The organism is Burkholderia pyrrocinia (assembly GCF_018417535.1).
GTDB lineage: Bacteria > Pseudomonadota > Gammaproteobacteria > Burkholderiales > Burkholderiaceae > Burkholderia > Burkholderia pyrrocinia_E.
In genome coordinates this window covers 2,932,074-2,953,470 of the sequence record NZ_CP070977.1, presented here as the reverse complement: position 1 = coordinate 2,953,470, position 21,397 = coordinate 2,932,074, and the positions used below count along the sequence as shown (strand labels likewise).

Sequence of the window (21,397 nt, the reverse complement as noted above, 5' to 3'; positions counted from 1 at the left end):
ATTTCGGGAGAATCTGCAATGTTGCATAACTGGTCGATCCGCACGACGCTCACGGCGGTCGGACTCATCCTCGTGTGCCTGGCCGCCTCGGTCGGCGGGCTCGGCCTCTACGCGCTCAATCAGGCGAGCCGCTCGCTCGACGAGATCGCGCACGTCGACCTGCCGGCGATCCATACGCTCGACGACACGTCGTCGTACCTGCTGCGCGCGCGCGTGTCGCTCGATCGCTTCAGGTCGCTGACGGAAGCCGGCAACACGGCCGACGCGGCCAAGGTGCTCGACCGCGCGCAGGAGTTGTACGCGAAGTCGAACCAGAACTGGCAGGCGTTCCAGTCGACGCCGAAGCTCGGGGTCGAGCAGGCGCTCGTCGACGAGCTGTCGGCACGCTATACGACGATCGTGAAGGAGGGCGTCGAGCCCGAGTTCGCGGCCGCGCGCGCCGGCGACATGGCGGCGTACCACGCGGTCGCCGACACCAGGATCAGCCCGATGTTCGTCGCGTACGACCAGGCCGCGTCGGCCGTGGTCGCGTCGCTGCAGAAGCGCGCGGAAGAGCGCCAGGCCGCGACGCAGTCGCAGATCTCGCTGATGGTCGCGCTGATCGCGGCCGGCATCGCGATCGCGTTCGTCGTCGTGATCGCGATCCGCTTCGCGCTGCGCGGGCTGATCGTGAAGCCGCTCGAGGACGCGATCGCGCACTTCGAGCGGATCGCCGGCGGCGACCTCACGCAGCCGGTGAACGTGTTCAGCACGAACGAGATCGGCCGCCTGTTCGGCGGCATCAAGCGGATGCAGGACGCCGTTACGACGATGGTGCAGGCCGTGCATCGCGGCACCGAGTCGATCGACGTCGGCGCGCGCGAGATCGCGACCGGCAACATCGACCTGTCGCAGCGCACCGAGGAGCAGGCCGCGTCGCTGCAGGAAACCGCGTCGAGCATGGAGCAACTGACGGGCACCGTACGGCAGAACGCGGAGAACGCGCGGCAGGCGAGCCAGCTCGCGGTGAACGCGTCGGACATCGCGACGCAGGGCGGCGAGGTGGTCGGCCAGGTCGTGTCGACGATGCAGGACATCGCGACGAGCTCGGGCAAGGTCGTCGACATCATCGGCACGATCGAAGGCATCGCGTTCCAGACCAACATTCTCGCGCTGAACGCGGCGGTCGAAGCCGCGCGTGCGGGCGAGCAGGGCCGCGGCTTCGCGGTGGTCGCGGGCGAGGTGCGCTCGCTCGCGCAGCGCAGCGCGAGCGCCGCGAAGGAAATCAAGCAGCTGATCGGCGATTCGGTCGGGAAGGTCGACAGCGGGTCGGCGCTCGTCGCGCGCGCGGGCTCGACGATGGACGAGATCGTGCAGGCCGTGCGCCGCGTGACCGACATCATGGGCGAGATCAGCGCCGCGTCGGACGAGCAGTCGACCGGCATCGAGCAGGTCAACCGCGCGGTCGGCCAGATGGATTCGGTCACGCAGCAGAACGCGGCGCTCGTCGAGCAGGCGGCGGCCGCGGCCGCGTCGCTCGAGGAGCAGACGCGCCAGATGAAGGCGATCGTGTCGGGCTGGCGCGTGGCGGGCGGCATCGTGCTCGCGCCGGCGCGCGGCGTCGCGCGGCCGGTCGCGCATGAACCGGCGGCACTGCCGTCGGAACCGCGCTACGACGCTGCGCCGGTCGCCGCGCTGCCGGCGCCGCAGGCTGCCGCGCAATCCGCACGGCGCGCCGCGCCGGCGTCGCATGCGGCCGTGTCGGCCGCAGCGGGCGCGAGCCAGCCGAAGCGCGCGGCGGACCACGGTGCGCGCACGCCGAAGGACGCACCTGCTTCCCGCGGCGCCGCCGCCGGCGGCTACGGGCCGCGTCTCGCGAAGGCGGCCGCCGCACCGGCGGACAAGCCGGCCGCGAAGCCCGCGCTCGTGCGCCCGGCGCTGAACGGCGAGAAGCCGGCGCTGGCCGCGGCCGGCACGTCCGACGACGACTGGGAGACCTTCTAAGCCATGCCGCACGCGCGCGCGCCGTTTCGACCCGATGCACCGGATGCCTCGCCTCGCGCGGGCGAGCCGGGGCGCGACTTCGCGTTCACGGGCGCGGATTTCGCCCGCATCCGCGCGCTGATCCATCAACGCGCGGGGATCTCGCTGTCCGAGCACAAGCGCGACATGGCGTACAGCCGTCTCGCGCGGCGGCTGCGCGCGCGCGGCCTCGACACGTTCCGCGACTACCTCGACCTGCTCGAGCAGGAAGACAATCCGCTCGAGTGGGAAGCGTTCACCAACGCGCTGACGACCAACCTGACCGCGTTCTTCCGCGAGTCGCACCACTTCCCGATCCTGTCGGACTTCGTGAAAGGGCGGCCGGCGCCCGTGTCGGTCTGGTGCTCGGCGGCGTCGACCGGCGAGGAGCCGTACTCGATCGCGATCACGCTGATCGAGGCGCTCGGCGAATCGGCGGCGCGCAGCGCGTCGATCCTCGCGACCGATCTCGACACGCAGGTGCTCGCGAAGGCGGAAGCCGGGATCTATACGTACGACCAGGTCAAGCACCTGTCGCCCGAGCGGCTGAAGCGCTTCTTCCTGAAGGGCACGGGCGCGCAGGCCGGCCGCGTGAAGGTGCGCCCCGAGCTGCGCGCGATGATCCGCTTCGAGCAGTTGAACCTGACCGATGCGGACTACGGGATCGCGAAGCCGTTCGACGCGATCTTCTGCCGCAACGTGATGATCTATTTCGACAAGCCGACGCAGGGGCAGGTGCTGTCGCGCTTCGAGCCGCTCGTGAAGCCGGGCGGGCTGCTGTTTGCCGGCCATTCGGAAAACTTCACGTATGTCACGCAGGCGTTCCGGCTGCGCGGGCAGACGGTGTACGAACTGACCCGCGACGCCGCGCAGGGCGCGCGGCCGCGTGGCGCGCAGGCGCCCGCGGCGGCTGCCATGCCGTCGCCCGTGCGTGCGCGGGCCGCGGGTGCCGCGCCCGCCTATGGAGATCGCGGATGAGCGCACTGCCGATCGCGACCAATCGCTATTTCGACAACCACTTCGGCCGGCCCGGCGTGAAGCTGCTGCCGAACGAGTTCTACACGACGTCCGAGGACATGGTGCTGATGACCGTGCTCGGCTCGTGCGTTGCCGCGTGCCTGCACGACCCGTACGCGGGCATCGGCGGGATGAACCACTTCATGCTGCCCGACGATGGCGCCGATCCGGGCGCGGCCGCGTCGGAATCGATGCGCTACGGTGCGTACGCGATGGAAGTGCTGATCAACGAGCTGATCAAGGCCGGCGGGCGCCGCGAGCGCATCGAGGCGAAGGTGTTCGGCGGCGCGGCCGTGCTGGCCGGGATGACGACGATCAACATCGGCGATCGCAACGCGGATTTCGTGCGCCGCTACCTCGCGCTCGAACGCATCCGCATCACGGCGGAAGACTTGCAGGGCGTGCACCCGCGCAAGGTCGCGTTCATGCCGAACACCGGGCGCGCGATGGTGAAGAAGCTGCGGCTGCAGGTGCCGGGCGTCACCGAGCGCGAAGCTGCGCTCGCGCGCGAGGCCGATCGCGAGCGCGCCGCACGGCCGCGCGCGCACGTCGAGCTGTTCGCGGCGAAGCGGCCGGCCGCGCCGCAGCCGACGCGCCCGCGCATCGAACTGTTCGGCGCGCGCGGCGCGACGCCGGGCGGCACCGGCAGCGCGGGCAGTACCGGCGGCGTGCGGGCGGCGACCCCGTCCGCCGGGAGCCCTTATGCGGCGAACCTATCGAAAAAGCAGGAGGCATGACCGCAGTGCAGAAGATCAAAGTATTGTGCGTCGACGATTCGGCGCTGATCCGCAGCCTGATGACGGAGATCATCAACAGCCAGCCCGACATGACGGTGTGCGCGACCGCGCCCGATCCGCTCGTCGCGCGCGAGCTCATCAAGCAGCACAACCCCGACGTGCTCACGCTCGACGTCGAAATGCCGCGCATGGACGGGCTCGACTTCCTCGAGAAGCTGATGCGCCTGCGGCCGATGCCGGTCGTGATGGTGTCGTCGCTGACCGAGCGCGGCTCGGAAATCACGCTGCGCGCGCTCGAACTGGGCGCGGTGGATTTCGTCACGAAGCCGCGCGTCGGGATTCGCGACGGGATGCTCGACTACGCGGAGAAGCTCGCCGACAAGATCCGCGCGGCGGCGCGCGCGCGGGTGCGCCAGGCGCCGCAGCCGCAGGCCGTCGCGCGCGAGGCGGACAGCCAGCCGGCTGCGCCGATGCTCAACAACCCGCTCGTCAGTACCGAGAAGCTGATCATCATCGGCGCGTCGACGGGCGGCACCGAGGCGATCCGCGAAGTGCTGACGCCGCTGCCGCCGGATGCGCCGGCCGTGCTGATCGCGCAGCACATGCCGCCGGGTTTCACGAAATCGTTCGCGCAGCGGCTGAACGGCCTGTGCCGGATCGCGGTGAAGGAAGCCGAGCACGGCGAGCGCGTGCTGCCGGGCCACGCGTACATCGCGCCGGGCCATGCGCACCTGCTGCTCGCGAGAAGCGGCGCGAACTACATCGCGCAACTGTCGGACGAACCGCCGGTGAATCGCCACCGCCCGTCGGTCGACGTGCTGTTCCGCTCGGCGGCGACGCACGCGGGCAAGAACGCGATCGGCGTGATCCTCACCGGGATGGGCCGCGACGGCGCGGCCGGCCTGCTGGAAATGAAACGCGCGGGCGCGCACACTTTCGCGCAGGATGAAGCGAGCTGCATCGTGTTCGGGATGCCGCGCGAGGCGATCGCGCTCGGCGGTGCCGACGAGATCGCACCGCTCGCCGACATGAGCCGCCGCGTGATGGCGCGACTGGCGACGATGGGCGACCGCGTGCAGCGCGTGTGAATGGAATGTCACGGGGCGCGTGCCACGATACGCGTCCTGACGGAAACGAATCTGGAAAGGAACGACGATGGACAAGAGCATGAAAATCCTGGTGGTGGACGATTTCCCGACGATGCGCCGGATCGTCCGCAATCTGCTCAAGGAACTGGGCTACACGAACGTCGACGAGGCCGAGGACGGCGCGGCCGGTCTCGCGCGGCTGCGCGGCGGCGGCTTCGAATTCGTCATCTCGGACTGGAACATGCCGAACCTCGACGGCCTCGCGATGCTGAAGGAAATCCGCGCGGATGCGACGCTCACGCACCTGCCGGTGCTGATGGTCACGGCCGAGTCGAAGAAGGAGAACATCATCGCGGCCGCGCAGGCGGGTGCGAGCGGCTACGTCGTGAAGCCGTTCACGGCCGCGACGCTCGACGAGAAGCTGAACAAGATCATCGACAAGATGGCGAAGACCGGGAGCTGACGTGAACGAGCCGATCCATGCGGCGCTCGCCTGCGCGGGGTTCAGCGCCGACAGCCACCCAGAAGGCGCCGATCTCGCGAGCGACCGCATCCTCGCGCGCATCGGCCAGGTCACGCGTGCGCTGCGCGATTCGATGCGCGAGCTCGGGCTCGACAAGCATGTCGAGCGCGCGGCGGAAGCCGTGCCCGATGCGCGCGACCGGCTGCGCTACGTCGCGACGATGACCGAGCAGGCCGCCGTGCGCGTGCTGAACGCGATCGAGATCGCGAAGCCCGTGCAGGAGCGCATCCAGAACGAGGCCGAGGCGCTCGACACGCGCTGGGCGCAGTGGTACGCGGCGCCGATCGAGCACGCGGAAGTGCGCGAGCTGATGGACGATACGCGCGCGTTCCTGCGCGCGCTGCCCGAGTCGACGTCGGCGACCGGCGCGCAACTGCTCGAGATCATGCTCGCGCAGGATTTCCAGGACCTGACCGGACAGGTGATCAAGAAGATCATGGACATGGTCTACCTGATCGAGCAGCAGCTCCTCACCGTGCTCGTCGAGAACATCGCGCCCGAGCGGCGCGAACAGTTCGCGGCCACCGCGGCCGCGCTCGCGGCCGAGCAGGTGAGCGCGACCGGCAGCCCCGAGTCGCTGCTGAACGGCCCGCAGATCGCGCCGGAAGGCAAATCCGACGTGGTCCAGGACCAGGGGCAGGTCGACGACCTGCTCGCGAGCCTGGGTTTCTGACTCCGCGCGCAGCGCATCGGCGCGCCCCGTTTCGCGGGGCCGCCCGATGCGCGCGCCACGCCGTTCCCACCACGTTTCCCCGCGCTCGCCACGCATGCGCGACCCTGTGCGGGCTGTGTCGAATTGACACTTGGATACACTCAGCAGGCATACTACGCGTCAGCAGCAACGGAGCGTCATTCATACGACTTTCATATGTTGGCTGGCGGCGCGGGCACGATGGCTGCGCCTCCGGCAACGAAGCCAGTCCCTTGGGAGGGAACGTGAAGCTGGAACGCTTGGGCTGGGCCGTCGCGCACGCGGCGGCTGCAATGGGTGTGCTGTGGACCGTCCACGCACACGCGGAACTGGGCGGCGCGCCGATGTCGCCGCCGGCGGACGATCAGGCCGCAACCGTGCGCGCGATGCAGCGCGCGATGCGTTCGGCCGACGGCGTGCAGACGAGCACGGCCGCCTATACCGTCCGCGAGATCACGCTCGGATCGGGCACCGTCATCCACGAATACACGTCGGCCGCCGGCAGCGTGTTCGGCCTCGCATGGCGCGGGCCGACGATGCCGGATCTCGCCTCGCTGCTCGGCAGCTATTTCCCGCAGTACACCGCCGGCGTCCAGGTGGCGCACGCGACGCGCGGCTGGCGCGCGCCCGTGTCCGTCGACACGAGCGGCCTCGTGATCCGGACGGGCGGCCACATGGGCGCCTTCTCGGGCCAGGCGTGGCTGCCGGCGGCGCTGCCTGCCGGCCTCGCCGGCAACGACATTCAGTGACAGCGGGAGAGCGATCTTGAGAATTCCTCGTACCTTCAAGCGCTGGCTCGGCGTGCTGGGCCTCGCGGCCGCAACGGCGGTGCTCGTGACCGCATGCGGCGGCGGCGACGGCGGCAGTGGCAGTTCCGGCAACAACGGCGGCGGTTCCGGCTCGGGCTCGGGCGGCTCCGGCAGCAATACCGCGAACACCGCCGTCATCACGGTCGGCACCGGCGTCGCGAACGTGATCAACATCCCGACCGTCAGCGTGACGATCTGCGCACCGGGCACGTCGAACTGCCAGGTGGTCAACAACGTGCTCGTCGATACCGCGTCCTACGGGCTGCGGCTCGTAGGCAGCGCGGTGTCGGGCGTGCTCGGCAGCCTGCCGCAGGTGACGAGCGGCGGCGCGCCGGTCGCCGAGTGCGGCAAGTTCGTGTCGAGCTACACATGGGGCTCGGTGCGCACGGTCGACCTGTCGATGGGCACCGAACAGGCGAGCTCGCTGCCCGTGCAGATCATCGGCGACCTCGGGACGACGAACGTGCCGAGCTCGTGCACGAACGGCGGCGCGTCGGCCAACTCGGCGAGCGCGCTCGGCGCGAACGGCATCCTCGGCATCGGGCCGGCGCCGAACGACTGCGGCACGACCTGCGCGACGTCGACGTCGTCGTCGAGCAACAACTACTACGCATGCCCGAACGGCAATGCAAGCTGCGCGGTTGCGCTCGTGCCGGTCGCGCAGCAGGTGGCCAATCCGGTTCATCGTTTCGCGACCGACAACAACGGCGTGATCGTGCAGATGCCGGCCATCTCGAGCAGCGGGCAGGCGAGCGCGACGGGCCAGCTGATCTTCGGGATCGGCACGCAGAGCAACAATGCGCTCGGCGCGTCGACCGTCATGACGTCGACCACGACGGGCGACGTCAGCGCGTCCTTCCTCGGCAGTACGGTGACGGCGTTCTTCGATACGGGTTCGAACGCGTATTTCTTCAACGATTCGTCGCAGACGGTCTGTTCGAGGAACACGCAGTTCTACTGCCCGTCGTCCACGACGACCTATACGGCGACGCTGACCGGCCAGAACAGCGCGAGCGGCACCGTGTCGATGCCCGTCGCGAACGCGGATACGCTGTTCGCGAACGCGTCGACGTTCGCGTTCAACGACATCGCGGGGCCGTTCGGCTCGGCCGGATGGCTCGACATCGGCATTCCGCACTTCTACGGCAAGACGATCTACTTCGGGATGGACAAGCGCTCGAGCGGCGGCGCGGCGCCTTTCGTCGCGTTCTGACGCGGCACGACCGCAGGCGGCAACGAGGGGGCGAGCGATCGCCCCCTTTTTTTTTATCCGGAGACCGCGCGCACTACGAATGGGATCGGGAGCGGGAATGGCGAAGGGCAGCGCGACTGGCGCGCCCGCGTAATGCCGGCCGGCCGGTAAATCGAATGCCGCGCGACCGGATCGATTATCGATCGCGTCCGGATTCATTCGGTTGTAATCAAACGCTTGATTATCTGGGGCTGGTGTTCCTGTCCGGTCTTCAAGATTATTAAAATGACGCGATATGCAAACCTGCGGCGCCGCATTACGTTAGGGCAGCCGTTCCCGCGACGGTGCAACGGGGTGTGCGCGCCGGCCGGCATGCGAAAAGAGATGGAGTCTGTCGAAATTCAAACCTATAATGCCGGCGTTGTTTCCGGGGTGCCAATATAAAACAGGAGGGTAATAAGATGAATTTTTCCGAAGCCATTCGTTCCGTACTCAATCAATACGCGAAATTCGAAGGCCGTGCGCGTCGTGCCGAATACTGGTATTTCGCGCTGCTGAGCTGCATTCTTTCGGTCGTCTCCCAGGTAATCGGCGCGGTCGGCCGCAACGCGGGTCTGGTTACGCTGTTGCTGCTGGGCGTGCTCTTCCTGATTTCGCTGGCGCTGATCGTTCCGGGCATCGCGGTCAGCGTGCGCCGCCTGCACGATACGGGCCGCTCGGGCTGGTTCCTGCTGATCGGGCTGATTCCGATCGTCGGCGCCATCCTGCTGCTCGTGTGGATGTGCTCGCGCGGCACCGAAGGCACGAACCGCTTCGGCGCGAATCCGATCCCGGCGCTCTGAGCGCCGCCTGCCCCGACGCGCGACGCCGTCGCGTCGGGGCCCGACTTCCCCGTTTTCCCGTTCCTCCGCTTCACCGTTCCCGCTTCGCGCCGTCACCGTCCCGTCCGGGAGCCGCGTTTCACCGTTGTGCCGATCGCCGCGTTTTTCCGCCGCCTCGCACCCCGTCGCGCGCCGTTCCACCTCCCATCCAGCCCCGTTCGCGCGGGCTCGCCCGATTCCCCGAAATACCCCCCTTTCCCGGCTTTGCTCGACCGATCGGCGTTTGACGCCTCCATGAATAATCGGTGTCACTGGAAAGCGGCATTCCGCCGTACCCGACTGGAGGCCCCGTGGCAGACGAGAGCGATCTCGACAAGACCGAAGCCGCCACTCCCAGACGCCGCGAGAAGGCGCGCGAGGAGGGGCAGGTCGCGCGTTCGCGCGAACTGGCTTCGTTCGCGCTGCTCGCGGCCGGATTCTACGGCGCGTGGCTGCTCGCGGGCCCGTCGGGTGCGCATCTGCAGGCGATGCTGCGCGGCGCGTTCACGTTCGACCGCGCGACCGCGTTCGACACGAACCGGATGCTTTCGGCGGCCGGCAGCGCGAGCCTCGAAGGCTTCGCCGCGCTGCTGCCGATCCTCGCGCTCACCGGCCTCGCGGCGCTGCTCGCGCCGATGGCGCTCGGCGGCTGGCTGATCTCGCAGAAGACCTTCGAGCTGAAGTTCGACCGCCTGAACCCGATCTCGGGCCTCGGCCGGATCTTCTCGATCCAGGGGCCGATCCAGCTCGGGATGTCGCTCGCGAAGACGCTGGTCGTCGGCGGAATCGGCGGCATCGCGATCTGGCGCAGCAAGGACGAGCTGCTCGGCCTCGCGACGCAGCCGCTCGGCACGGCGCTCCCCGACGCGCTGCACCTGGTCGCCGTGTGCTGCGGCACGACGGTCGCCGGGATGCTGGTGGTCGCCGCGCTCGATGTGCCTTATCAAATCTGGCAGTACAACAAGAAATTGCGCATGACGAAGGACGAAGTGAAGCGCGAGCATCGCGAGAACGAAGGCGATCCGCACGTGAAGGGGCGGATCCGCCAGCAGCAGCGCGCGATCGCGCGCCGCCGGATGATGGCGGCCGTGCCGAAGGCCGACGTGGTCGTCACGAACCCGACGCACTTCGCCGTCGCGCTGCAATACACGGACGGCGAGATGCGCGCGCCGAAGGTCGTCGCGAAGGGCGTGAACCTCGTCGCCGTGCGCATCCGCGAACTCGCGGCCGAGCACAACGTGCCGCTGCTCGAGGCGCCGCCGCTCGCGCGTGCGCTGTATCACAACGTCGAACTCGAGCGCGAGATTCCCGGTTCGCTGTACTCGGCCGTCGCCGAAGTGCTCGCGTGGGTCTACCAGCTCAAGCGCTTCCGTTCGGAAGGCGGCGCGTTCCCCGCAGTGCCGGTCGATCTCGACGTGCCGGCCGAACTCGACAAGGGCACGTCGGTGCCCGTCGACGATGAACGAGAGGAAGCCGAGGACACGCTCGGCAAGCAAGGAGCCTCCGCATGAGCACCCCGACCGGCCTGTTCGCGAAGCGCACGAACCCGTTCGCGGGCACCAACCTGCGCGCGCTCGCAGGCCCCGTCCTCATCTGCATGATCCTGGGGATGATGATCCTGCCGCTGCCGCCGATGCTGCTGGATCTGCTGTTCACGTTCAACATCGCGCTGTCGGTGATGGTGCTGCTCGTCAGCATGTACACGATGAAGCCGCTCGACTTCGCGGCGTTCCCGAGCGTGCTGCTGTTCTCGACGCTGCTGCGCCTGTCGCTGAACGTCGCGTCGACGCGCGTCGTGCTGCTCGAGGGCCACACGGGCCCCGACGCGGCAGGCCAGGTGATCGAGGCATTCGGCCACTTCCTGGTCGGCGGCAACTTCGCGGTCGGCATCGTCGTGTTCGTGATCCTGATGATCATCAACTTCATGGTGATCACCAAGGGCGCGGGGCGGATCGCCGAAGTGTCCGCGCGCTTCACGCTCGACGCGATGCCCGGCAAGCAGATGGCGATCGACGCCGACCTGAACGCCGGCCTCATCAACGAGGAACAGGCGCGCAAGCGCCGCCTGTCCGTGTCGCAGGAAGCCGAGTTCTACGGGTCGATGGACGGCGCGTCGAAGTTCGTGCGCGGCGACGCGATCGCCGGCCTGATCATCATGGCGATCAACGTGATCGGCGGGCTGATCGTCGGGATGGTCCAGCACGACATGAGCTTCGCGGCGGCCGGCACGAACTACACGCTGCTGACGATCGGCGACGGCCTCGTCGCGCAGATCCCGTCGCTCGTGATCTCGACCGCGGCCGGCGTGATCGTGTCGCGCGTCGCGACCGACGAGGACATCGGCACGCAGATCACCGGGCAACTGTTCACGAACCCGCGCGTGCTGACGATCACCGGCGTGATCATCGTGATCATGGGGCTGATCCCGGGGATGCCGCACTTCGCGTTCCTCGCGCTCGGCGGCGGCGCGATCTGGCTGGCCCGCACGCAGACCCGGCGTGCGGCGGCCCGCAAGGCGGCCGGCGACCTGACCGACATCGCGCCGCCCGCCGTGCTGCCGTCCGATAGCCACGAGGCGACCTGGGACGACGTGCAGTTGATCGACCCGCTCGGCCTCGAAGTCGGCTACCGGCTGATCCCGCTCGTCGACAAGAACAGCGACGGCGAGCTGCTCAAGCGCATCAAGAGCATCCGCAAGAAATTCGCGCAGGAAATCGGCTTCCTGCCGCCGGTGATCCATATCCGCGACAACCTCGAACTGCGGCCGAACGCGTACCGGATCGCGCTGAAGGGCGTCGAGATCGGCGTCGGCGAAGTGTTCCCGGGCCAGTGGCTCGCGATCAACCCCGGCCAGGTGACGGCCGCGCTGCCGGGCGCCGTCACGCAGGATCCCGCGTTCGGGCTGCCGGCCGTGTGGATCGACGTCGCGCTGCGCGAACAGGCGCAGGTGTACGGCTACACGGTGGTCGACGCGAGCACGGTCGTCGCGACGCACCTGAACCATCTCGTCGTCCAGCACGCGGCCGAGCTGCTCGGCCGCCAGGAAGTGCAGGCGCTCGTCGAGCGTACCGGCAAGGACGCGCCGTCGCTCGTCGAGGACCTCGTGCCGAAGACGATCTCGCTGACGACGCTGCAGAAGGTGCTGCAGAACCTGCTCGAGGAAGGCGTGCCGATCCGCGACATGCGCACGATCCTCGAGGCCGTGTCCGAACATGCGGGCCGCGGCGACGCGTTCGAGATCACCGCCGCGGTGCGGCTCTCGCTCGGCCGCGCGATCACGCAGCAGTGGTATCCGGGCGCGGGCGAGATGCAGGTGATGGGCCTCGACTCGAATCTCGAGCGCGTGCTGTCGCAGGCGCTCGCCACCGGCGCGAATCCGGGCCTCGAACCCGGCCTCGCGCACAACCTTCTGACCGGCACGCAGCAAGCGATGCTGCGTCAACAGAATCTCGGGCTGCCGCCCGTGCTGCTGGTGCAGCACGCGCTGCGCGCGATGCTCGCGCGTTTCCTGCGCCGCAGCCTGCCGCAATTGAAAGTGCTGTCGTATGCCGAAGTGCCGGACACACGCACGATCAAAGTCGTTAACGTCATCGGGGGTTCCGCTTGAACATTCGCAAATTCACCGGCGCGACGAGCCGCGACGCGCTTCGTCTGGTGCGCGAGGCGCTCGGCGCCGACGCGGTCGTGCTGTCGAACCGCACGCTCGATGACGGCAGCGTCGAAATCGTCGCACTCGCCGATTCGGACCTGGCCGCGGTGACGCCGCCGGCCGCCGCGCGGCCGCGGATCGCCGCGCCGCGCGTGCCGGAATCCGTGCCGGCCGCGGCGGTGCCGGGCATCGTGTCGCGCCCGGGCGGCGCGCTCGCGCGCCCGAGCGTCAATCCGTATGCGGCAGGTGAAGGCGGGCTGCCGGACGTGTTCTCGTCCGTGTTCGGTGCAAGCGCCGAAGCGGACGAAGCAGCCGCGCAATCCTCGACGATCGATGCAGACGCGCCGGCTGCGGCAGCGCCGTCGATCGCCGCGCCGGCCGCAGGATGGCCTGCCCCCGCTTCCGAACCCGCGCCGTGGCTCGTCGAGCACGCGAAGCGCCTGACGCAGCAGCGCGACGCGCTGATCGCGCGTACCCAGGCGCCGCCTGCCGCGCCGCCAGCCAGCGCGCCCGCGCCGCAGGGCGCCGCGAGCGCGCCGTCGCCCGACTGGGCACGCGACATCGTGCGCGATGCCGAACGCCGGATGCCGGCAGCCGCGCCGCGCACGCCCGACGCGAGCACCGCGAACGCCGCAAAGGCGGCCGAGCGCACGCGGCTGTCCGCCGACGCGGCCGCCGCGGTGGCCGATGCGGTGAAGTCGCGCATCGAGCGGATCGTCAACGATACGGTGATGCAGGAGCTCGGCGAACTGCGCGGAATGATGGAAGAGCAGTTCGACAGCCTGAAGTGGCACGACCGCCAGCGTCGCAGCGCCGTGCATGGCGCGCTGACGAAGCACCTGTTCGCGGCCGGCCTGTCCGCGCAGCTCGTGCGGATGCTCGTCGACAACCTGCCGTCCGGCGACGGCGCGCAGACCTTCGAACAGGCCGCCGAATGGGCGCAGTCGGTGCTCGCGGCGAACCTGCCGGTGCTCGACAGCGAGGACGCGCTGATGGAGCGCGGCGGCGTGTTCGCGCTGATGGGGCCGACGGGCGTCGGCAAGACGACCACCACCGCGAAGCTGGCCGCGCGGTGCGTGATGCGCTTCGGCGCGAGCAAGGTCGCGCTGCTGACCACCGACAGCTACCGGATCGGCGGCCACGAGCAGCTGCGCATCTTCGGCAAGATCCTCGGCGTGCCGGTGCACGCGGTGAAGGATGCGGGCGATCTCGCGCTCGCGCTGTCCGAGCTGCGCAACAAGCACATCGTGCTGATCGACACGATCGGCATGAGCCAGCGCGACCGCGCGGTGTCCGACCAGATCGCAATGCTGCACGGCGCGAACACGCCGGTGCAGCGCCTGCTGCTGCTCAACGCGACCAGCCACGGCGACACGCTCAACGAAGTCGTGCAGGCGTACCGCAGCGCGGGCGAGCATCCGGACCTCGCCGGCTGCATCCTCACGAAGCTCGACGAAGCGACCCACCTCGGCGGCGTGCTCGACACGGTGATCCGCTACAAGCTGCCGGTCCACTACGTGTCGACCGGCCAGAAGGTGCCGGAGAACCTGTATGTCGCATCGACCAGATTCCTGCTGAAGAGCGCGTTCTGCGTGCCGCGCGACGGCTCGCCCTTCGTGCCGCAAGACGAGGACATGCCGACGCTGCTTTCCGCCCTGACCGCACGTTCCACCGCCGAGCTGCACGAGGTGCGATTTGGATAAACGAACCATCGACCAGGCCGAAGGGCTGCGGCGCCTGTTGGCCGGGCGCACGTCGCGCATCGTCGCGGTGACGGGCGGGCCGGCGGGTGTCGGCTGCACGTCCGCCATCGTGAACCTGGCGGCGGCGCTCGCGTCGCTCGGCAAGGATGTGCTCGTCGTCGACGAGCGCGCCGACGTGCATTCGGCCAGCGCGACCCTCGCGGGCGCATGGCTGCGCGACGGCGAGCGCACGCGGGTGGCCGCCGGGTTCGGCCTGTGCGCGGCCGCGCGGCTCGCGCGCGCCGGCTACAGCGACGCGCAACTGAGCGACTTCATCGACGGCCCGGCCGACATCGTCCTCGTCGACGCGCAGCTCGGCGCCGACGGCTCGTTCTCGGCACTCGCGCGCGAAGCGCACGACGTGCTGGTTGTCACGCGGGTGGCCGCGCAGGCGATCACCGAGGCGTACGCGTGCATGAAGCGGCTGCATTTCGCGCACGCGCTCGCGCAGTTCCGCGTGCTGACCAATCACGTCGGCAGCCATGCGGACGCGAAGACGGCCTTCGACAACCTCGCGGGCGTCGCGAGCCGCTACCTGACGGTGTCGATCGCCGATGCGGGCTGCGTGAGCGCCGATCCGCTCGTCGAGCACGCGCGCGAACTGATGCATGCGGTGGTCGACGCGTTCCCGTCGTCGTCGGCCGCGCGCGACTACCGGCAGATTGCCGCCGACCTGCTGTACTGGCCGATGCGCCCGCGTTCGGGTGCGGGCCGCGCCGTCCACGCGGGCGGCAAGCCGTCGTATGAGGCGGGCGCGGCACACGCCGCGTGAGCGCCACCGGAAGGAGGGGGCCATGATGTACAACGCTCAAGGAAAGATGTCCCAGGCCGACGTGCTCGCGCAATATGCGCCGCTCGTGCGTCGCCTCGGGCTGCAGCTCGTCGCGAAGATGCCGGCGAGCGTCGACCTCGACGACCTGATCCAGGCCGGCATGATCGGCCTTATGGACGCGGCCGGCCGCTACAAGGAAGACCAGGGCGCGCAGTTCGAGACCTACGCGACGCAGCGCATCCGCGGCGCGATGCTCGACGAGCTGCGCAGCAACGACTGGCTGCCGCGCAGCCTGCGCAAGACGTCGCGCGAGGTCGAGCACGCGGTGCACCAGGTCGAGCAGCATCTCGGCCGCTCGGCGAGCGAGACCGAGATCGCGCTGCACCTGAACATGCCGCTCGACGAATACCAGGGGATGCTGCAGGACCTGCACGGCAGCCAGCTCATCTATTACGAGGATTTCGACCGCGCGGCCGACGACGAGCCGTTCCTCGACCGCTATCGCGTCGATCACGCCGATCCGCTGTCGGCGCTGCTCGACGAGCACCTGCGCGAGGCGCTCGTCGAGGCGATCGAGCGGCTGCCGGAGCGCGAGAAGCTGCTGATGTCGCTGTACTACGAACGGGGTCTGAATCTGCGCGAGATCGGCGCGGTGCTCGAAGTGAGCGAATCGCGCGTGTGCCAGTTGCACAGCCAGGCCGTCGCGCGCCTGCGCGCGCGGCTGCGCGAACAGGCGTGGGTCGGCGCGGAGTCCTGACCCTTTCCGGACGGCGACGCGCGCCGACGCGGCGCGCTTGAATCGCTCGAGTCGCTTGCGCATTGTGCGCGCCGATTTGCTACAATCCCTCCCGTTTTCCGAGGAGCGTTGCGACGGACCATTCAGCGTCCGCCAGGCTCGGAAGGCTTCACCAAGCAGCCGTGCGGCGCGCGTTTCGCGACCGTCGCGCCGGCTCCGCTTCCTGAACGGCGCTCACGTCACCAATCTAGAAACTTTTTAGAAAGGAGGGCGTGATGAACGCCATTATCGATTCGCAAGCTTCCAAGGATTACGTCGTCGCCGACATGGCGCTGGCCGGCTGGGGCCGCAAGGAACTGAACATCGCCGAGACCGAAATGCCGGGCCTCGTGCAAATCCGCGACGAATACAAGGCGCAGCAGCCGCTGAAGGGCGCACGCATCGCCGGTTCGCTGCACATGACGATCCAGACGGGCGTGCTGATCGAGACGCTGAAGGCGCTCGGCGCGGACGTCCGCTGGGCGTCGTGCAACATCTTCTCGACGCAGGACCACGCCGCGGCCGCGATCGTCGAAGCCGGCACGCCGGTGTTCGCGTTCAAGGGCGAATCGCTCGACGAATACTGGGAGTTCTCGCACCGCATCTTCGAATGGCCGAACGGCGAATTCGCGAACATGATCCTGGACGACGGCGGCGACGCAACGCTGCTGCTGATCCTCGGCTCGAAGGCCGAGAAGGACCGTTCGGTGATCGCGAAGCCGACCAACGAGGAAGAAGTCGCGCTGTACAAGTCGATCGAGAAGCACCTCGACATCGACGCGACCTGGTACTCGAAGCGCCTCGCGCACATCAAGGGCGTGACCGAAGAAACCACGACCGGCGTGCACCGCCTGTACCAGATGGAAAAGGACGGCCGCCTGCCGTTCCCGGCGTTCAACGTGAACGATTCGGTCACGAAGTCGAAGTTCGACAACCTGTACGGCTGCCGTGAATCGCTCGTCGACGGCATCAAGCGCGCGACCGACGTGATGATCGCGGGCAAGGTCGCGGTCGTCGCGGGCTACGGCGACGTGGGCAAGGGCTGCGCGCAGTCGCTGCGCGGCCTGGGCGCTACCGTGTGGGTCACCGAAATCGATCCGATCTGCGCGCTGCAGGCGGCGATGGAAGGCTACCGCGTCGTGACGATGGAATACGCGGCCGACAAGGCCGACATCTTCGTGACGGCCACCGGCAACTTCCACGTGATCGGCCACGATCACATGAAGGCGATGCGCCACAACGCAATCGTCTGCAATATCGGCCACTTCGACTCGGAAATCGACGTCGCGTCGACCCGCCAGTACCAGTGGGAAAACATCAAGCCGCAGGTCGACCACATCATCTTCCCGGACGGCAAGCGCGTGATCCTGCTGGCGGAAGGCCGCCTCGTGAACCTCGGCTGCGCGACCGGCCACCCGTCGTTCGTGATGTCGAACTCGTTCGCGAACCAGACGCTCGCGCAGATTGAGCTGTTCGTGCGCGGCGGCGAGTACGAGAACAAGGTGTACGTGCTGCCGAAGCATCTCGATGAAAAGGTTGCGCGCCTGCACCTCGCGCGCATCGGCGCGAACCTGTCGGTGCTGTCGGACGAGCAGGCTTCGTACATCGGCGTGCAGAAGGACGGCCCGTTCAAGCCGAACCACTACCGCTACTGATGCGCCGCCGCCGTCCCGAGCGCGCCGCGTCGCCGACGATGCGGCGCACGCGGGGCGGCGGCCGCTGACCGTACCGAAGATCGACAACCGAACCGGAGCACTCCATGAGCGTCATCCTCACCTGGGTCATCAACGCGCTCGCGCTGCTGATCATCACGTACCTCGTGCCGTCGATCCACATCAAGAGCTTCGGCACGGCGCTGATCATCGCGGTCGTGCTCGGCCTGATCAACACGGTGATCCGCCCGGTGCTGATCCTGCTGACGCTGCCCGTCACGATCGTCACGCTCGGGGTGTTCATCCTCGTCGTGAACGCGCTGTGCTTCTGGTTCGCGTCGTCGCTGCTGAAGGGCTTCGAGGTGTCGGGGTTCTGGTCCGCGTTCTTCGGTTCGATCCTGTACAGCATCGTGTCGTGGCTGCTGTCCGCGCTGATCTTCGGCCAGCGCGACATCGGCTGAGGCGCAGTGCCAGCCCGTCATTAGCGGGAACGGGCCCTAACCCATCGAATCATGAAACCGATCGAACTCTCGTTTGAATTCTTCCCGCCGAAGACGGCGGAAGGCGTCGAAAAGCTGCGCGCGACGCGTGCGCAGTTGCTGCCGCTGAAGCCGAAATTCGTCTCCGTGACGTTCGGCGCCGGCGGCTCGACGCAGCAGGGCACGCTCGATACCGTGCTCGACATGCAGAAGGACGGCCTCGAGGCCGCGCCGCACCTGTCGTGTATCGGTTCGTCGCGCGACAGCCTGCGCGCGATCCTCGACCAGTACCGCTCCTACGGCATCCGGCATATCGTCGCGCTGCGCGGCGACCTGCCGTCGGGGATGGGCGCGGTCGGCGAACTGCGCTATGCGTCCGAGCTCGTCAGCTTCATCCGTGCCGAGCATGGCGACTGGTTCCACATCGAGGTCGCCGGCTATCCGGAGTACCACCCGCAATCGCGCTCGCCGAAGGCCGATCTCGAGAATTTCGCGCGCAAGGTGAAAGCCGGCGCGAATTCCGCGATCACGCAGTACTTCTTCAACGCCGACGCGTATTTCCGCTTCGTCGACGATGCGCGCAAGCTGGGTGTGGACGTGCCGATCGTGCCGGGCATCATGCCGATCACGAACTTCTCGCAGTTGATGCGCTTCTCCGAGATGTGCGGCGCCGAAGTGCCGCGCTGGGTCGCGCGCCGGCTCGAAAGCTTCGGCGACGATCGCGAAGCGATCCGCGCGTTCGGCGCGGATGTCGTCACCGATCTGTGCCGCCGCCTGATCGACGCGGGCGTGCCGGGGCTGCATTTCTACACGCTGAACGCAGCGGCCGCGACGCGGACGATCTGCGAACGGCTCGACGTGTAAGCACCGTCACGCGATTGCATGCGCAAAAGCCCCACCGGTGTTGCCGGCGGGGCTTTTTTTGCTGCTTGCGTTGAGAAGCGGCCGCGCGCGTCAGCGCTGCGCCCGCATCAGCGGCGGGCGGCGGTCGAACCACGGCCGCGCCTGTTCGAGCTGCCGCGCGAGCCTGAGCAGCAACGCGTCGTCGGCGTGGCGCGCGACGAACTGCACGCCGATCGGCAGCCCGCGCGCATTCCAGTAGAGCGGTACCGACATCGCCGGCTGGCCCGTCAGGTTGAACAGCTCGGTGCAGCCGGCCCACGCGAACGCCTTCTCCGACGACTTCGCGAGCATTTCCTTCAGCAGCGGCTTCACCGGCAGCGCGGCGAGCAGCTTCATCTGCGCCGATTCGAACGGCGTCGGCTGCAATTCGCCGATCTTCACCGGCGGTCCCGCGAGCGACGCGCACAGGATCGCGTCGTAGCGCGACACGAGGCCGGCGACCTGCACGGTGAGCTGGCGCTGCCACTCGAGCACGTCCGGCAGGCGTGTGCGCGCGAGGCGCCGGCCGACCACGGCCATCGCCCACGTCGCCGCTTCGAATTCGCCGCGGCGCGGCACGCGGCCGGTCAGCTCACGCGCGCCGAGCACCATCTCCTCGGCGATCGTCGCCCACAGCGTGAGGAAGGTTTCGGCCGCGCGCGCGTAGTCGACGCGCAGCGTCGCCGGCTCGACGTGGTGGCCGAGCGATTCGAGCAGCGCGGCCGCGTCGTCGAGTGCCGCGCGCGTGTCGTCGGCGAGTGCCGGCGCGAGCATCGGGTCGACGACGAGGCCGATCCGCAGCGGGCCGGGCGGCGTATCGAGTTCGCCGAGGAACGTGCCGGGCGCGCCGTGCGGCAGCGTCTGGCCGGTCGTCACGTCGAGCAGCAGCGCACTGTCGCGCACGCTGCGCGACACCGCATGCTGGACGACGAGCTCGCCGTTCGACGGCTGGTCGACGAGTACCGGATTGCGGCTCGGCTTCAGGCCGAACAGCCCGCAGCACGATGCCGGAATGCGGATCGAGCCGCCGCCGTCGGACGCATGCGCGAGCGGCACGATGCCGGCCGCGATGGCCGCCGCCGCGCCGCCGCTCGAGCCGCCCGGCGTGTGATCGAGATTCCATGGGTTGCGGCACGCGCCGAACAGTTCGGGTTCCGTGTACGGCATCTGGCCGATCTCCGACGTGTTGGTCTTGCCGAACACGTTGAGGCCGGCCGCGCGGCTACGGGCGATCACCGGCGAATCGTCGGCGGGCACGTAGTACCGGTAGTGCCGGCTGCCCATCGACAGCGGCAGCCCGGCGACCGCCGCGCCGAGATCCTTGACGAGATACGGCACGCCCGCGAACGGCGCGTCGGCGCCGGGTTCGGGCGTGGAGGTTGCGCGCTCGCGCGCGGCTTCGTAGTCCTGCAGCACGATCGCGTTGATCGCGCCATTGACCGCTTCGGCCTGGCCGATCGCGGCATCGAGCAGTTCGCGCGGGCTTGCCTTGCGGTCGCGCACGAGCGCGGCGAGGCCGATCGCGTCATGCGCGAGATAGTCCGAGTGCATCGCTGTCACCCCCGTTGTGACGCGTGGCAATGGTGGGAGCATAACGCGGGCCCGGCGCGATGGGCCCGCGGCGGGGCATTTTTACAGGTGCTCGGCGAGGAACGTCAGCGTGCGGCCGTGCGCGAGCGCCGACGCGCGCTGGTTGTACGACGCGCGGTCCGTGCAGTTGAAGCCGTGCTCGGCGCCCGGGTACACGTGGAAGGACGCGTGGCCGTGGCCGGCGAACGCGGCCTTCACCTGGTCGACGGCCGAGAGCGGGATCCCGTGGTCGTTTTCCGCGTAGTGGAACAGGATCGGTTGCGTGACCTTGCCGGCGAGGTCGAGCGCGTTCTGGATGCCGCCGCCGTAATACGCGACCGCCGCGTCGAGCTTGCCGGTCGCGGCCGCGCGGTATGCGAGCTGGCCGCCGAAGCAGTAGCCGATCGCGGCGATCTTGCCGGCCACTTCCGGGCGCGCGCGCAGCGCGTCGGCGGCCGCGCCGATGTCCGCGACCGCGAGGCCCACGTCGGTCTTTTTCATCAGCTCGATGCCCTTGTCGCGATCCGCGCCTTCGTAGGTCAGCTCGACGCGCGGCTGCGTGCGCCAGAACACGTCCGGCGCGAGCGCGACGAAGCCGTCGGACGCGTACTGGTCGGCGACCGCGCGGATGTGCGAGTTCACGCCGAAGATCTCCTGGATGATGATGACGGCAGGGCCCTTGCCGCGCTTGGGCAGCGCGAGATAGCCGCCGAAGCTGTCGTTACCGGTCGGGATGTCGATCCATTGGGCTGTCACGTTTTGAACTCCTGGCGAACGGGGTGCGCCGCGCGCGCCCCGGGGTGGAAGAGGGCGGCCTAGTGTGCCACCAATCGTCTGCCGTTGCAGGGCACGCGCAAAGTGCGCGCCTGCTGCGCGCGCCCGCTTCTCGCGCAGCGATCGTTTCGATCTCGATTATTCATTTTTCGGCGTCGAGCCGCTTCGATAGAGTCGATGTGCCG

The 21,397-nt window shown here is 68.7% G+C and carries 19 protein-coding genes and 1 riboswitch; of the genes, 17 read left to right on the top strand and 2 right to left on the bottom strand.

Annotation, left to right across the window (positions count from 1 at the left end; genetic code table 11):
* Nucleotides 1–18 precede the first annotated feature (18 nt).
* The 17 genes from JYG32_RS13730 to metF all read left to right on the top strand — a co-directional run bounded on the left by JYG32_RS13730 (nucleotide 19) and on the right by metF (nucleotide 18,851).
* Nucleotides 19–1,983 carry a methyl-accepting chemotaxis protein gene (locus tag JYG32_RS13730; protein WP_213263827.1) on the top strand — a complete coding sequence of 655 codons (1,965 nt, stop codon included), beginning with the start codon at nucleotides 19–21 and terminating at the stop codon, nucleotides 1,981–1,983.
* A gap of 3 nt (nucleotides 1,984–1,986) precedes the next feature.
* On the top strand, nucleotides 1,987–2,979 hold the full coding sequence (locus JYG32_RS13725) for a CheR family methyltransferase (RefSeq protein ID WP_213263826.1): 993 nt from the start codon (nucleotides 1,987–1,989) through the stop codon (nucleotides 2,977–2,979).
* Entirely contained in the window at nucleotides 2,976–3,755 is a 780-nt protein-coding gene (gene cheD / locus JYG32_RS13720; protein ID WP_213263825.1) for a chemoreceptor glutamine deamidase CheD, read from the top strand. The genes JYG32_RS13725 and cheD overlap by 4 nt, the downstream gene beginning before the upstream one ends.
* Complete coding sequence (locus JYG32_RS13715; protein ID WP_213263824.1) at nucleotides 3,752–4,843, top strand: protein-glutamate methylesterase/protein-glutamine glutaminase; 1,092 nt, start codon at nucleotides 3,752–3,754, stop codon at nucleotides 4,841–4,843. The genes cheD and JYG32_RS13715 overlap by 4 nt, the downstream gene beginning before the upstream one ends.
* 67 nt (nucleotides 4,844–4,910) lie before the next feature.
* The gene (gene cheY, locus JYG32_RS13710; RefSeq protein ID WP_034183905.1) at nucleotides 4,911–5,306 is read left to right on the top strand and encodes a chemotaxis response regulator CheY; all 396 of its coding nucleotides are present in this window, start codon (nucleotides 4,911–4,913) and stop codon (nucleotides 5,304–5,306) included.
* Between the two features lies 1 nt (nucleotide 5,307).
* Nucleotides 5,308–6,039, top strand: a complete 732-nt coding sequence (cheZ, locus tag JYG32_RS13705; protein WP_213263823.1) for a protein phosphatase CheZ — start codon at nucleotides 5,308–5,310, stop codon at nucleotides 6,037–6,039.
* 263 nt (nucleotides 6,040–6,302) lie between these two features.
* A complete protein-coding gene (locus JYG32_RS13700) occupies nucleotides 6,303–6,806 on the top strand; it encodes a DUF2844 domain-containing protein (protein ID WP_174384087.1) in 504 nt (167 codons plus the stop codon).
* Nucleotides 6,807–6,822: 16 nt separating this feature from the next.
* Nucleotides 6,823–8,079 (top strand): DUF3443 domain-containing protein, encoded by a 1,257-nt coding sequence (locus tag JYG32_RS13695; RefSeq protein ID WP_213263822.1) that lies wholly within the window; start codon nucleotides 6,823–6,825, stop codon nucleotides 8,077–8,079.
* Between the two features lie 440 nt (nucleotides 8,080–8,519).
* A complete protein-coding gene (locus JYG32_RS13690; RefSeq protein WP_174384085.1) occupies nucleotides 8,520–8,900 on the top strand; it encodes a DUF805 domain-containing protein in 381 nt (126 codons plus the stop codon).
* Nucleotides 8,901–9,229: 329 nt separating this feature from the next.
* Entirely contained in the window at nucleotides 9,230–10,429 is a 1,200-nt protein-coding gene (flhB, locus tag JYG32_RS13685; protein ID WP_213263821.1) for a flagellar biosynthesis protein FlhB, read from the top strand.
* Nucleotides 10,426–12,525, top strand: a complete 2,100-nt coding sequence (flhA, locus tag JYG32_RS13680) for a flagellar biosynthesis protein FlhA (protein ID WP_174384083.1) — start codon at nucleotides 10,426–10,428, stop codon at nucleotides 12,523–12,525. The genes flhB and flhA overlap by 4 nt, the downstream gene beginning before the upstream one ends.
* Nucleotides 12,522–14,270, top strand: coding sequence for a flagellar biosynthesis protein FlhF (flhF, locus tag JYG32_RS13675; RefSeq protein WP_213263820.1), 1,749 nt, complete (start codon nucleotides 12,522–12,524; stop codon nucleotides 14,268–14,270). The genes flhA and flhF overlap by 4 nt, the downstream gene beginning before the upstream one ends.
* Nucleotides 14,263–15,081, top strand: coding sequence for a MinD/ParA family ATP-binding protein (locus JYG32_RS13670; RefSeq protein ID WP_213263819.1), 819 nt, complete (start codon nucleotides 14,263–14,265; stop codon nucleotides 15,079–15,081). The genes flhF and JYG32_RS13670 overlap by 8 nt, the downstream gene beginning before the upstream one ends.
* A gap of 22 nt (nucleotides 15,082–15,103) precedes the next feature.
* The gene (locus JYG32_RS13665; RefSeq protein WP_034183990.1) at nucleotides 15,104–15,838 is read left to right on the top strand and encodes an RNA polymerase sigma factor FliA; all 735 of its coding nucleotides are present in this window, start codon (nucleotides 15,104–15,106) and stop codon (nucleotides 15,836–15,838) included.
* A gap of 94 nt (nucleotides 15,839–15,932) precedes the next feature.
* Nucleotides 15,933–16,060: riboswitch (S-adenosyl-L-homocysteine riboswitch) on the top strand.
* A 32-nt stretch (nucleotides 16,061–16,092) separates the two neighbouring features.
* Nucleotides 16,093–17,511 carry an adenosylhomocysteinase gene (gene ahcY / locus JYG32_RS13660; RefSeq protein ID WP_174383767.1) on the top strand — a complete coding sequence of 473 codons (1,419 nt, stop codon included), beginning with the start codon at nucleotides 16,093–16,095 and terminating at the stop codon, nucleotides 17,509–17,511.
* Between the two features lie 104 nt (nucleotides 17,512–17,615).
* Nucleotides 17,616–17,969: a phage holin family protein gene (locus JYG32_RS13655; protein ID WP_006477367.1), complete on the top strand. Its 354-nt coding sequence runs from the start codon at nucleotides 17,616–17,618 to the stop codon at nucleotides 17,967–17,969.
* Nucleotides 17,970–18,020: 51 nt separating this feature from the next.
* Entirely contained in the window at nucleotides 18,021–18,851 is an 831-nt protein-coding gene (gene metF / locus JYG32_RS13650; RefSeq protein ID WP_213263818.1) for a methylenetetrahydrofolate reductase [NAD(P)H], read from the top strand.
* Nucleotides 18,852–18,941: 90 nt separating this feature from the next.
* Here metF and JYG32_RS13645 read toward each other — a convergent pair whose 3' ends face one another.
* Together JYG32_RS13645 and JYG32_RS13640 are read right to left on the bottom strand one after the other, a co-directional pair.
* The gene (locus tag JYG32_RS13645) at nucleotides 18,942–20,420 is read right to left on the bottom strand and encodes an amidase (RefSeq protein WP_213263817.1); all 1,479 of its coding nucleotides are present in this window, start codon (nucleotides 20,418–20,420) and stop codon (nucleotides 18,942–18,944) included.
* Nucleotides 20,421–20,501: 81 nt separating this feature from the next.
* Complete coding sequence (locus JYG32_RS13640) at nucleotides 20,502–21,194, bottom strand: dienelactone hydrolase family protein (protein WP_174383764.1); 693 nt, start codon at nucleotides 21,192–21,194, stop codon at nucleotides 20,502–20,504.
* Nucleotides 21,195–21,397 lie beyond the last annotated feature (203 nt).

Excerpts from the sequence above, each read along its gene's own strand:
- JYG32_RS13645 (WP_213263817.1), bottom strand. The coding sequence starts at position 20,420 with ATGCACTCGGACTATCTCGCGCATGACGCGATCGGCCTCGCCGCGCTC.
- ahcY (WP_174383767.1), top strand. The coding sequence starts at position 16,093 with ATGAACGCCATTATCGATTCGCAAGCTTCCAAGGATTACGTCGTCGCC.
- JYG32_RS13665 (WP_034183990.1), top strand. The coding sequence starts at position 15,104 with ATGATGTACAACGCTCAAGGAAAGATGTCCCAGGCCGACGTGCTCGCG.
- JYG32_RS13655 (WP_006477367.1), top strand. The coding sequence starts at position 17,616 with ATGAGCGTCATCCTCACCTGGGTCATCAACGCGCTCGCGCTGCTGATC.
- JYG32_RS13725 (WP_213263826.1), top strand. The coding sequence starts at position 1,987 with ATGCCGCACGCGCGCGCGCCGTTTCGACCCGATGCACCGGATGCCTCG.
- cheD (WP_213263825.1), top strand. The coding sequence starts at position 2,976 with ATGAGCGCACTGCCGATCGCGACCAATCGCTATTTCGACAACCACTTC.
- JYG32_RS13715 (WP_213263824.1), top strand. The coding sequence starts at position 3,752 with ATGACCGCAGTGCAGAAGATCAAAGTATTGTGCGTCGACGATTCGGCG.
- metF (WP_213263818.1), top strand. The coding sequence starts at position 18,021 with ATGAAACCGATCGAACTCTCGTTTGAATTCTTCCCGCCGAAGACGGCG.
- cheY (WP_034183905.1), top strand. The coding sequence starts at position 4,911 with ATGGACAAGAGCATGAAAATCCTGGTGGTGGACGATTTCCCGACGATG.
- JYG32_RS13690 (WP_174384085.1), top strand. The coding sequence starts at position 8,520 with ATGAATTTTTCCGAAGCCATTCGTTCCGTACTCAATCAATACGCGAAA.
- JYG32_RS13730 (WP_213263827.1), top strand. The coding sequence starts at position 19 with ATGTTGCATAACTGGTCGATCCGCACGACGCTCACGGCGGTCGGACTC.
- flhA (WP_174384083.1), top strand. The coding sequence starts at position 10,426 with ATGAGCACCCCGACCGGCCTGTTCGCGAAGCGCACGAACCCGTTCGCG.